At 67.1% G+C, this 12307-nt stretch carries 8 protein-coding genes; 7 read left to right on the top strand and 1 reads right to left on the bottom strand.

Annotation, left to right across the window (positions count from 1 at the left end; all coding sequences use genetic code 11):
• The first annotated feature begins 27 nt into the window (after positions 1–27).
• The 3 genes from MF672_RS39535 (at position 28) to MF672_RS39525 (ending at position 7103) form a co-directional block, all read left to right on the top strand.
• Positions 28–690 (top strand): HNH endonuclease family protein, encoded by a 663-nt coding sequence (locus tag MF672_RS39535; protein ID WP_242373904.1) that lies wholly within the window; start codon positions 28–30, stop codon positions 688–690.
• A 111-nt stretch (positions 691–801) separates the two neighbouring features.
• A complete protein-coding gene (locus MF672_RS39530) occupies positions 802–6540 on the top strand; it encodes a LamG-like jellyroll fold domain-containing protein (RefSeq protein WP_242373903.1) in 5739 nt (1912 codons plus the stop codon).
• A 149-nt stretch (positions 6541–6689) separates the two neighbouring features.
• On the top strand, positions 6690–7103 hold the full coding sequence (locus MF672_RS39525) for a hypothetical protein (protein ID WP_242373902.1): 414 nt from the start codon (positions 6690–6692) through the stop codon (positions 7101–7103).
• 234 nt (positions 7104–7337) lie between these two features.
• Here MF672_RS39525 and miaB read toward each other — a convergent pair whose 3' ends face one another.
• Positions 7338–8834, bottom strand: a complete 1497-nt coding sequence (gene miaB, locus MF672_RS39520) for a tRNA (N6-isopentenyl adenosine(37)-C2)-methylthiotransferase MiaB (protein WP_242373901.1) — start codon at positions 8832–8834, stop codon at positions 7338–7340.
• A 137-nt stretch (positions 8835–8971) separates the two neighbouring features.
• On the opposite strand from miaB, the gene MF672_RS39515 reads away from it, so the two are divergent.
• The 4 genes from MF672_RS39515 to MF672_RS39500 all read left to right on the top strand — a co-directional run bounded on the left by MF672_RS39515 (position 8972) and on the right by MF672_RS39500 (position 12279).
• Positions 8972–9727, top strand: a complete 756-nt coding sequence (locus tag MF672_RS39515) for an amino acid ABC transporter ATP-binding protein (protein WP_242373900.1) — start codon at positions 8972–8974, stop codon at positions 9725–9727.
• A gap of 35 nt (positions 9728–9762) precedes the next feature.
• Positions 9763–10617: a glutamate ABC transporter substrate-binding protein gene (locus tag MF672_RS39510; RefSeq protein WP_242373899.1), complete on the top strand. Its 855-nt coding sequence runs from the start codon at positions 9763–9765 to the stop codon at positions 10615–10617.
• A 73-nt stretch (positions 10618–10690) separates the two neighbouring features.
• Positions 10691–11380: an amino acid ABC transporter permease gene (locus MF672_RS39505; protein WP_242373898.1), complete on the top strand. Its 690-nt coding sequence runs from the start codon at positions 10691–10693 to the stop codon at positions 11378–11380.
• Positions 11377–12279, top strand: coding sequence for an amino acid ABC transporter permease (locus MF672_RS39500; RefSeq protein WP_242373897.1), 903 nt, complete (start codon positions 11377–11379; stop codon positions 12277–12279). Before MF672_RS39505 ends, MF672_RS39500 begins: the two co-directional genes overlap by 4 nt.
• Positions 12280–12307: the final 28 nt, after the last annotated feature.

Here is a 12307-nt window from a genome sequence, read left to right as displayed (position 1 = left end):
GGGTACGGCGTGCGCGTACGGGCGTTGATGGCAGGTCTTTCCACGGTGGCGATGCTGACGGCGGGCTGCGGCGGCGGAGCCGGCGCCCAGCTCTCCACGGCCGACGACAAGCCCGCGAAACCCGACTCGGCCTCGATCTCCGACGCCCGCAAGAAGCTCGCCAAGCTCGACGTCAAGGGCCGCGCCCCGAGGACCGGCTTCGACCGCGACAACTTCGGCCCCGCCTGGTCCGACGTCGACCACAACGGCTGCGACACCCGCAACGACATACTCAAGCGCGACCTGACGGACGAGACCTTCAAGTCCGGCACCCACGACTGCATCGTCCTGACCGGCACGCTGAAGGACCCCTACAGCGGCAAGACCATCGAGTTCAAGCGCGGCCAGGACACCAGCACCGCCGTCCAGATCGACCACCTGGTGCCGCTCTCGGACGCCTGGCAGAAGGGCGCCCAGCAGTGGTCGGCCACCAAGCGCAAGGAGTTCGCCAACGACCCGCTGAACCTCCAGGCCGTGGACGGCCCGCTCAACGGCCAGAAGAGCGACTCCGACGCCGCCACCTGGCTCCCGCCCCGCAGGTCCTACCGCTGCACGTACGTCGCCCGCCAGATCGACGTCAAGGCGAAGTACGGCGTCTGGGTCACCTCGGGCGAGAAGTCCGCCATGGAGAAGATCCTCGACGACTGCTGACCCGGGCGGCCGCATGAGGAATCCCACGGGAAATATGAATTACCAGTTCTCCGTGCCATTCTCATCGCCGCCCGGACGGGCGATGTTACGGATATTTATACACAACTTATTGTGATCATCACCACATGGTCGCGACACCTGTTGATAGGTAAAGCTTGTTTGCTGTTTCAGACCCACACCACGCTGAAGGTGTTAGTGAACAAGTTAGTCAACAGACTCAAACGTCGGCGACCCGCATCACAAGTAGCCATGGCAACGGTGCTCACGGTGACAGCATCGCTGCTGGTCGCGGGGACCATCCCGCCGGCGCAGGCCGAGCCGGAGCCGGCCGGGCCGACAACTCCCTCAATAACCACGTTCCCCAAGCCGGAGGATCCGGACGCGTCGTTACGGACCGCAATCGCAGAGGCGAAAAAACAGAACAAGCCGATCGCGGTAGAAGCGGCCTATACCGAGTCTTCGCGCACCTGGGCCTTCCCGGACGGCCATTTGTCCACCCAGTCCTACAACGGCCCGGCCCAGCTACGGCAGGGCAACACGTGGGCGTGGATCGACACCACCCTCGTCGAGGAGAACGGCGTGCTCAGGCCGCGGCTGGCGAAGGCCGGGCTGCGGCTGTCGGCCGGCGGCACCGGGCCGTTCGCCACCATGCGCGTCGGCCGGACGGGCAGCTTCGGCCTGTCCTGGCCCACCGCGCTGCCCAAGCCGCAGATCAAGGGCAACGTGGCCACCTACGCCGGCGTCGCCGGCCCGTCGGCCGACCTGGTGGTGACCGCGCTGCCCACCGGGTTCCGTCATGACGTGGTGCTGCGTGAGCGGCCCACCGGGCCGGTGGAGTTCCGGCTGCCGGCCCGGACCCAGGGCGTCAAGCTCGGCAAGGCCAGGTCCGGCGCGCTCACCCTCACCGACGACGAGGGCAAGGACAAGGGCGAGAAGATCGCCTCCGCCCCCGCGCCGCGCATGTGGGACGCCACGGCGGCCAAGGCCGACGCCAAGCGGCCGGGCCGCGAAGCCAAGGTCGCCACCGACGTGGCCAAGGGCGAGCACGGCGAGAGCGTGCTGGTGCTCAAGCCGGACGCCGCCTGGCTGGCCGACCCGGCGACCCAGTACCCGGTCACCGTGGATCCGACCACCACGCTGACCGTGACACAGGAGACCTCGGTCCGCTCCCCTGACTCGGCCACGAGCCCCGGCCTGGTGTCGCGGTCCAACTACCGGAGCTGCCCCACCCCCTCCACCTGCGGCTACACCAACGAGTACGCCACCCGCGCGCTGCTGGCCTTCGACACCGCGCCGATCACCAACCGGCAGGTGGTCAAGGCCACCATGCAGCTGTCCCTGCACGGCGACGTCTACACCTGCAGCAGCCTGCAGGCGGTGATCGCCTCCCGCGTCACCGAGGAGTGGGTCGCCGACGACACCTACTGGGACAACCAGCCGGCCACCAGCCCGGACGAGCGGTCCTCGCTCGACCCGTGCGCCCAGGTCCAGAGCGACGGGGCGATCTGGAGCTGGGACCTGACCGCGATGGCCCGCGCCTGGGCCACCGGCACCCCCAACCACGGCCTGCAGCTGCGGCTCGGCACCGAGCTGCCGGTGCCCAAGGACCTCAGCGAGGACTACGAGTTCTGGGCCCAGTCGTGGGGCGGCTCCAAGGTGCCCAAGCTGAGCGTGGACTGGGTCCTCCCCCCGGAGATCCCCACCGTCACCGCCGAGTCGATCGACTCCATGAGCGGCAACGACGCCATCGCCCGCAGCACCAACGTCAAGGTCACCTACAAGTCCAGCGTCCCTGAGACGGCGAACCTGGACTACACCGTGACCGTCAACGACTCCACCATGGCGCCCCCCGCCGCCCAGCTGCCCACCGGGGAAGCGGCCTGGTGGAAGCTGGACGAAACCTCCGGCACCAGCGCCGCCGACGCCACCGGCAAGGGCTTCAACGCCACCTTGAGCGGCACCTACAGCCGCATTCCCGGCCAGCTCGGCCAGGCGGTCAAACTGTCGTCCGGCGGCCTGATCAGCACCGGCAAACCGGTCCTGAACACCAACCAGAGCTACACCGTCACCGCCTGGGCCCGCCTCGACAGCGGCGCCGGCGACCAGGCCGTCCTGTCCCAGATGGGCACCAACCAGCCCGGCTTCAGCCTGGGCTACCTGGCCTCCAACGCCGCCGAGCTGGACCAGCGCTGGATCCTCACCGTCAACGACGCCGACACCGCCAACCCCAACCCGGTCCCGATCGGGTCCAAGAAACTGGCCGGCGTCGGCCGCTGGACACACCTGGCCGTCCAGTACGACGCGACCGCTCACAAGATCCGTCTGTACGTCGACGGCGAGCTGAATGCCGAACGCGACCACACCGTCAACTGGAACGCCCGCGGCGCCTTCCAGATCGGCCGCGGCACCGTCATCGTCCCGGACGAGGTCACCTTCGACGGCGCCATCGACGACGTGCACACCTACCAGCGGGTGCTGACCGGCGACGAGATCCGCTCCCTGGTCGGCGTGCCCGGCACCACCACCCACAACAACATCCCCTCCGGGCAGACGCTGGACAAGGTCTTCACCCTGGACAACCCGGCCAGCTTCAAGTTCGTCGTCAAGGCCTGCCGCAGCGGCGTCACCCCGCCCTCCTGCAACGAGAGCCCGGCCTACCGCATCACCTCCGACGCGCCCATGCTGCCCTCCGACGCCGAGACCGGCATGGCCGACCCGGCCCAGCCGATCCTGTCCGGCATGGTCAACCGCCCCAGCGGCGGCGCGGTAACCGCCAAGTACTACCTGTACGACAACAATGGCCTGCCCGTCGGCTCCGCACCGCTCGGCAGCCGCACCGTCAACGGCGGCGAACGCGCCTCCTTCCAACTCCCGGCCAACACCGTCCAGGCCGGCCGCACCTACAAGTGGCAGATGACCGCCTGCGTCACCGGCCCGCAGGACGGCGGCTCCAACCCTGGTCCTACGCCAACTCCCACCCCAACCCCAACCTCCACCCCCACGCCGACCCCAACACCTACACCGACACCGACACCGACTCCTACACCCACCCCGACTCCCACTCCTGGCGGCCTGGTGGCCGCCTACGGAATGAACGAGGGCACCGGCAGCACCGTCACCGACCCGATCGGCGGCAACGACGGCAGCGCCGCGGGCACCACGTGGGTCACCGGCAAGTACGGCAAGGCCCTGTCCTTCAACGGCACCTACGGCACGGTCGACATCGAGGACGCACCCGCCCTGCGGCTGAGCAACGCGCTCACCCTCTCAGCCTGGGTGAAGCCCAGCGCGGTGGACGGCTGGCGCACCCTGATCGCCAAGGACAACGACAGCCTCTTCGACCTGTCCTACGGCCTCTACGCCGCCGCCGACGGCGGCCCGACCGGCTGGTTCACCCTGAACGGCCAACCACAGCCCGTCAGCGCCACCAGCGCCCTGACGGCCAACACCTGGGCACACCTCGCCGTCACCTACGACGGCAGCACCGCCCGCATCTACCGCAACGGCGTCCAGATCGGCCAGACCAGCCTCAGCGGCTCGATCACCAACGACGCCAGCTTCCTGCACATCGGCGGCAACGGCATCTACGGCGAGTACTTCAAGGGCGTGATCGACGAGGTCCGCATCTACAACCGCGCCCAGACCGCCGCCGAAATCACCACCGACATGAATACCTCCATCGGGGGAACAACCGCTTCGGCCAGCACGGCCCGCGCCGCCACCGCCGCCATCGCAAATGAAGCGAGTAGCGAAGTCTGCACGCCCAAGACGGCACCCGTCAGCTTCACCACGCCTGGCACACCATCGGATGATCCGGAGGAGGATCTTCACCATGTCACGGTGGGCAAAGAAAGCCTGGTGATCAAGACCGTCAAGATGGATCCTGCCGCGTGCAACGGGTCCGCGTGCACGGTGCAGGATTCTGCTTCGTTGCAGATTGGCGGTACAGGGGCCGACAAGACAGCCACGGTCGTCAAGGTCAAACTTGATGAGCTACCGGACGGTACCTCGATCACGGAAGGCGTCCTCAAGCTCGGGACGCCGACCTGTGCACCCGTCGCCTGTCCGCAAGATGCGACGATCAATGTCACTCCTCTGAAGAGCCCAGTCACCGGTGAGACACGCAGTTCTGATCTGACCGCTGACACCGACCCCACTCGCGCTGGCCACACCATGCGGGTCGCCGACCCGCAAACTGACGTGGCAGCAAGCATCTACCAATGGATGCTGCTGACGACGCCGTCCGAGGCGATGATCACTTTCGCCACGGATAGTTCTACTGAGCAACCGTCCATCGCGCTGACCTATCGGCTACCCCAGGCACCGAGCAAGGTCCTCAACCTGACAGCCAAGGCAGGCGACGCATCCGCCATCGCCAGCTGGGGCCTGCCTGAGGACAACGGCAGCATGGCGACGATCGATGGCTTTGACGTCGCGATTGTCGACGGTAGCGGCGCGGCGAGCGGAGACGTTAAGGTCTCCGACCCCTATGTGACCATCGAAGGCTTAACCAATGGAGAGATGTATACGGTGAAAGTCCGGGCCCGGACAGCGTTCGGCTCTGGAGAGTGGGAAGAGACCGCGGTAACGCCCAAGGCCGCGCCGCCTCCTCCGTCCTCCGAAGAGGACTGCATCCCGTTCCTGGACACACCGCCTGTCGGTGCCCGCGCCGCCGCCGATGAAGGCAGCGGCCGGCAACAGTTCGTCGAGCGGGTGAAGGCGTACTACGAGGCGCAAGACGCGGTACTGCAAGGAGAAGCGGCCACGATCTGGCAGGCGCCCGGAGTAACGGCGCGTACTCCCAGCACGGCCAAGCTGTCCCTGCTGAATACTGCTCTGGTGCGGGAACGAGACGCGCTCCAAGAGGCGGGCCTCGTTCGCATCGATTCGGCCGTCGACCTTGCGGACACCGTGGTGCGCGCTCTGCCCAGCGGGGCGACCGAGGTAACGACCAAGGTAACGCGCAGTTGGCGAGAAGTGCCCGTCACAGGAATCAGAGAAGCCGCGGCTTCCGCCTCGCTTGGGCAGGTCGAGCCGAGCGAGCCCACGATCAACGTGCACGTTTTCGATCGGTGCGGGAATATGACCGTCATCCAGGTGGCGCTGGAGGTCGAGGAAGACTCCAGCGACTTCTTTGCGACCGATGGAGAAGCCTACATCACCGGCAAAATTCCCGGTGGCAGCCTCATACCTGGGTCGGATGCACGCGCCGCCCTGGCTGCCTCGGACTGCCCCACCCTTGTAGGCACCTTTTCGACCAGCGACTCAAAGAAGCTGCGTCTGGCGAAACATCTTCTGGTCGAGGTGGTGGGACGATCCGTGTGGCGTGAATGCATTCCCAAGGACTCCACCACCTGGAAGATCGATAAGTTCGGTGCAGTGATCACCGTGTACACGGATGGAACCTTCAGAAAGCGCGCCGCTAAGAAGGGCTCGACCGAGAAGTACACCCTCGACAACTCCAGTGTCGATGCCGTCAGCACGCCCTGCTTCGTCATCAGCGCCGCCACCTACCAAATCACCGTCCAAGGCGCGATAGCCGGGCCGATCCCCGAAGGGGAGGTCGGCGGAGGCGTGACCTTCGGTCACGGAAAGACGGAAAACTGTCCCACGCAACCTGGGGTTACAGGTTTCGTCGGGGGTGACATTGAGAAGAACTACGCCTTCAGAGCGGCCATGTGGTGGTCCCAGGACGCCCTTGAGGTGCGATGCTGGCAGAGCATAGGCACCACCTGCGACATTCAGAAGTACCAGCAAAAAACCGTAGGCACTTTCAATTGGGCCGTAAGTAAGGGATACAAATCCATCAAGAACATCACTGCGACTAGCCTTTGGCGCTCTAAGTCCTAGGCGCGGGTAGTCTCTAGCGGCCGGGGCGGGCGCGTCCCGCCCCGGCCGCACTTTCGCCTGGCGGCAACCACAGCCAGCAAGGACGGGCTGGCGATGCCGCCTCCACCCTCCCGGAAGAATCTCTCCCGGAGAAGATGAAAATTGCCGCCATGATCGAATTCAGGCGGCCAGTAAAAGAGCAGAAGATAGGTCCGCTCAATTTCGCCGAGAATGCGTTGCCGACATTTATTTCCGGAGCACGCCCCTCCGGTCTCCCCATCTACTGGTCCGGAGAAGAAGGATGCCCCGAGACGGCAGGTCGCATCGTCTGCCGAGAGTATTCAACAGTTGAACAGTTCAAGGCGTGGGCCGCACAGCTTACTCCAGCCGATGATGTGACACTCTCGGGATTTGGCCTTTCCGTGGCAGCGATTCGCACGGCTGCGGACAAGGGACTTATCCATGGCACTTTGATCGAAAACGCCTCGCTGGAATTCCTCCGAGCCCTTATGAATCATCCGAATATGGGCGAAGTGTGGATTACGGACGTGCAACCCTGCTCGGACGACAGGACGTGCCCGTAACGCGATCGCGCGATCGAATTGCGGACCCGTGCTCCGGCCCTCACAGCCGACGACCGGTCGATCCCTCCCGCCTGGCCACGGTGTCGAGTGTGGCGTGTGGGATCTGCTCACATTTCGGTGCTAATCAACTCCGCTCGCGCAGAATGTCATCGGGCGCGCTCGCACGGCACGTCAACGGAGGCACCCGTACGTGCAGCGGTCATGTCAGGCATCAGCATTGTGGCGAGCACAGGGTTAGAAGACGGAGCAGGGCCCTCCTGGCACAGTAGGAAGAAGGGCCGGGCGGCCGAGGGTGGGCATGCCGAGCATGACGCCGGGGCCGGCCGGGGCGGCGCCCTGGCGGGCCTCCCAGGCGTCGCCCGCGCGGGTGCGGCGCACCGCGCGCACCGGCCCGTCGGCCACCAGGTGGTGCGGCGCCGCGTACGTCACCTCGACCGTCACCATGTCGCCCGGCCGCGGCGTCTCGTCGCCGGCGGCGAAGTGCACGAGGCGGTTGTCGGGGGCGCGGCCGGACAGGCGGCGGGTGGCGTCGTCCTTGCGGCCCTCGCCCTCGGCCACCAGCACCTCAAGGGTGCGGCCGACCTGCTTCTTGTTCTCCGCCCAGGAGATCTCCTCCTGGAGCGCCACCAGCCGCTCGTAGCGCTCCTGGACGACCTCCTTCGGCACCTGGTCGGGCATGGTGGCCGCCGGGGTGCCGGGGCGGATGGAGTACTGGAAGGTGAAGGCGTTGGCGAAGCGGCTCTGGCGTACGACGTCGAGCGTGGCCTGGAAGTCTTCCTCGGTCTCGCCGGGGAAGCCGACGATGATGTCGGTGGAGATCGCGGCGTCGGGCATGGCGGCGCGCACCCGCTCGATGATGCCGAGGTAGCGCTCGGCCCGGTAGGAGCGGCGCATCGCGCGCAGCACGCGGTCGGAGCCCGACTGCAGCGGCATGTGGAGCTGGTGCATGACGTTGGGCGTCTCGGCCATGGCGGCGATCACGTCGTCGGTGAAGGCGGCCGGGTGCGGCGAGGTGAAGCGCACCCGCTCCAGGCCCTCGACGTCGCCGCAGGCGCGCAGCAGCTTGCCGAAGGCCAGCCGGTCGCCGAACTCCACCCCGTAGGTGTTGACGTTCTGGCCGAGCAGCGTGACCTCCAGGACGCCCTGCCCGACCAGCGTGCGAACCTCGGCCAGCACGTCGCCGGGCCGGCGGTCCTTCTCCTTGCCGCGCAGCGACGGCACGATGCAGAACGTGCAGGTGTTGTTGCAGCCGACCGAGATGGCGACCCAGGCCGCGTAGGGGGACTCGCGCCTGGTGGGCAGCGTCGAGGGGAAGGTCTCCAGCGACTCCTTCAGCTCGACCTGCGCCTCGCCCTCGATGCGGGCCCGCTCCAGCAGCACCGGCAGCGAGCCGATGTTGTGGGTGCCGAACACCACGTCGACCCAGGGCGCCTTGCGGACGATCTCGCCCTGGTCCTTCTGCGCCAGGCAGCCGCCGACCGCGATCTGCATGCGCGGGTTGCGGGTCTTGGCGGGGCGGAGGTGGCCGAGGTTGCCGTAGAGGCGGTTGTCGGCGTTCTCCCGCACGGCGCACGTGTTGAACACGACCACGTCGGCGGTCTCGCCGTCGGGCGCGGGCACGTAGCCCGCCTCCTCCAGCAGGCCGGACAGGCGCTCGGAGTCGTGCACGTTCATCTGGCACCCGTATGTGCGCACTTCGTACGTGCGGGCGCCCTCCTGGGTCACAGTCATGGCGTTTCCAAGGGTAGTCGTTGTCCGGCCGCGGACGGTCCGCACAGATCTAAAAGGCCAGCTTGATGGCCGGATGTGATCGGATCGGTACCGCTCGGTTAGTGCACAGCGTCCTGGAGGCATCTACGGTTCTACCCATGACGGAGAACGGTGACGGCGCTCCACTCGTACGGTTGGAGAACGTCAACAAGCACTTCGGGGCGCTGCACGTCCTGAAGGACATCAACTTGACCGTCTTCCGGGGCGAGGTCCTGGTCGTTATCGGCCCATCGGGGGGTGGGAAGTCCACGCTCTGCCGGACCGTCAACCGCCTGGAGACGATCGACGGCGGTCGCATCGTCTTCGACGGACAGCCGCTGCCCGACGAGGGCAAGGCGCTGGCCAGGCTGCGCTCCGAAGTCGGCATGGTCTTCCAGTCGTTCAACCTGTTCGCGCACAAGACGATCCTCGAGAACGTCACGCTCGGCCCCATCAAGGTGCGCGGCCAGGGCCGCGAGGCCGCCGAGAAGCGCGCCATGGAGCTGCTGGAACGGGTCGGCATCGCCGCCCAGGCGCAGAAGTACCCGGCGCAGTTGTCCGGCGGCCAGCAGCAGCGCGTGGCCATCGCGAGGGCGCTGGCCATGGATCCGAAGATGATCCTGTTCGACGAGCCGACGTCGGCGCTGGACCCGGAGATGGTGCAGGAAGTCCTGGACGTCATGGTGAGCCTCGCCCGCGAGGGCATGACGATGATGGTCGTCACCCACGAGATGGGCTTCGCCCGCCGGGCGGCGAACCGGGTGGTGTTCATGGCCGACGGCCAGATCGTCGAGGAGAACACCCCGGACGCCTTCTTCGGCTCGCCGCAGACCGACCGGGCCAAGGACTTCCTTTCCAAGATCCTCACGCACTGATGTCTTTGACGTATAAGAGAGAGCCGAGGTAGGACATGCAGATCCGACGCGTGGGCGTTGCGCTGGCCGCGGCCGGGGCCATGATCGCCGGTCTCACCGCCTGCGGCGGCGGTGGCCCCACCACCGTGTTGCAGAAGGCCAAGGACGAGAAGAAGCTCGTCATCGGCGTAAAGTACGACCAGCCGGGCCTCGGGCTGAAGAAGCCCGACGGCACGGTCGAGGGTTTCGACGTCGATGTGGCCAAGTACATCGCCGGCAAGTTGGGCGTGCCGGAGAGCGGGATCGAGTTCAAGGAGGCCCGCTCGGCCAACCGTGAGAGCTTCCTCAAGCAGGGCCAGGTCGACATGGTCATCGCGACCTACTCGATAACCGACGCCCGCAAGCCGCAGGTGACCTTCTCCGGTCCCTACTACCTGGCGCACCAGGACTCGTTGATCCGGGCCGACGACTCCTCGATCACCAACCTGGCCTCCCTCAAGGGCAAGAAGGTCTGCCAGGTCAGCGGCTCCAACTCGTGGAAGAACATCACCGAGGGCACCAACAAGGAGAAGCTCAAGGTCGAGGCCACGCTGGTGCCGGCCGGCGGCTACGACGAGTGCATCGCCAAGCTCAAGAGCAGCGCGGTGGACGTGGTGACGACCGACGACACGATCCTGGCCGGCTTCGCCAAGCGCGAGGGCTCCAGCGTCAAGGTCGCGGGCGCGCCGTTCACGGACGAGAAGTACGGCGTGGGCCTGAAGAAGGGCGACATCGAGACCTGCAACGAGATCAACAAGATCATCGGTCAGATGTGGTCCGACGGGACGGCGGCCAAGCTGCTGGAGAAGCACTTCGCCGGCACCGGCCTGAAGGTGGAGACCTCGGCGCCCCCGGCTGAGGGCTGCTCCTGATCCCCGTCCAGACCCGGTCGCTCACCGGCGGGCCCCGCGTGCCCGCCGGTGAGCTCTCCTGACGAGGAAAGTCATGGACACCTCCGCGCTTTTCGATTTCTCCCCGCTCATCCAGGAGCTCGACAAGATCCTGCTCGGCTTCTGGGCGACCATCAGGCTCACGCTGACCAGCGCGGTGATCGCGCTCGTGCTCGGCACGGTCCTGGTGGGCATGCGGGTCGCGCCGACGCCCGTGCTGCGCTGGGCCGGCTCGGCGTACGTCAACGTGGTGCGCAACACCCCGCTCACGCTCGTGCTGATCCTGTGCGCGCTCGGGCTCAGCGACACGATGCAGCTCAACTTCTCCGGCGACCCCACCACCAACTACTTCTGGTGGGCCGTGGCCGGGTTGTCCGCCTACACGGCGACGTTCGTGTGCGAGGCGCTGCGCGCGGGCATCAACACCGTCTCCATGGGGCAGGCGGAGGCGGCCCGGGCGGTCGGGCTCACCTTCCTCCAGACGTTGCGGCTCGTGGTGCTGCCGCAGGCCTTCCGGTCGGTGATCTCCCCGCTCGGCAGCATCCTGATCGCGCTCACCAAGAACACGACGATCGTCATCGTGGCGAGCTACCTCGACGCGGCGGCGCAGATGAAGCAGATGTTCGACGACTACGGCGGCACCATCCCCATCTTCCTGGGCTTCGCCTTCGGCTACATGGTCCTGACCCTTCCCACCGGCTTCTTCTTCGGCTGGCTGGCCAAGCGCATGGCGGTGGCGCGATGAGCACGAACGTCCTGTTCGACGCCCCGGGGCCGCGCGCCCGCTTCCGCAACAACGCGCTGACGCTCCTGTCGGCCGTCGTCCTGCTGTTCATCGCCTACTTGGTGATCTCCACGCTGGGCGACAAGGGCCAGCTCGACGCCGCCAAGTGGGAGCCGTTCCTGCGCGGCGACACCTGGACCGGGTTCATCGTCCCCGGCCTGATCGGCACGCTGCAGGCGGCGGTCGTCTCGGCGGTGCTGGCGCTGCTCTTCGGCGTGGCCTTCGGCCTCGGCCGGCTCTCCGACCACCGGGTGATCCGCGTGGTCTGCGGCGGGGTGGTGGAGTTCTTCCGGGCCATCCCGCTGCTGATCCTCATCTTCTTCGTGCAGGCGGGGCCGGCCACGCTGAGCGGCTACACGGTGAGCGTGCCGGCGTTCTGGGCCGTGGTCATCGGGCTCACCCTGTACAACGGGTCGGTGCTGGCGGAGATCGTCCGGGCCGGCATCCTCGCGGTGCCGCGCGGGCAGTCGGAGGCGGCCTACGCCATCGGCCTGCGCAAGTCGCAGGTCATGCGGCTGGTGCTGGTGCCGCAGGCGACGACGGCCATGATGCCGGCGATCGTCAGCCAGATGGTGGTGCTGCTGAAGGACACCGCCCTCGGCTGGATCATCGCCTACGAGGACCTGCTGAACGCGGGCCTGAAGCAGTTCGCGGTCAACTACGGCAACCTCATCCCGAGCGCGATCGTGCTGGCGCTGATCTACGTGCTGATCAACCTGGCGCTCGGCGCGCTCGCGCACTGGCTGGAGCGGCGCAGCCGCCGCAGCCGCACGTCGGCGGCCGGGCCGGTGGCGGCTCCCCCGGCGATCGGCACCGGCGGGCCGGGCGGGCCCGGCGCGGAGGCCGCGGCGACGATGTGACGGCGCGTCCGGCGGTGGTGCGCGCTCC

This window comes from Actinomadura luzonensis, assembly GCF_022664455.2.
GTDB classification, from domain to species: Bacteria; Actinomycetota; Actinomycetes; order Streptosporangiales; family Streptosporangiaceae; genus Nonomuraea; species Nonomuraea luzonensis.
This window is presented reverse-complemented; position numbering and strand designations above follow the sequence as displayed.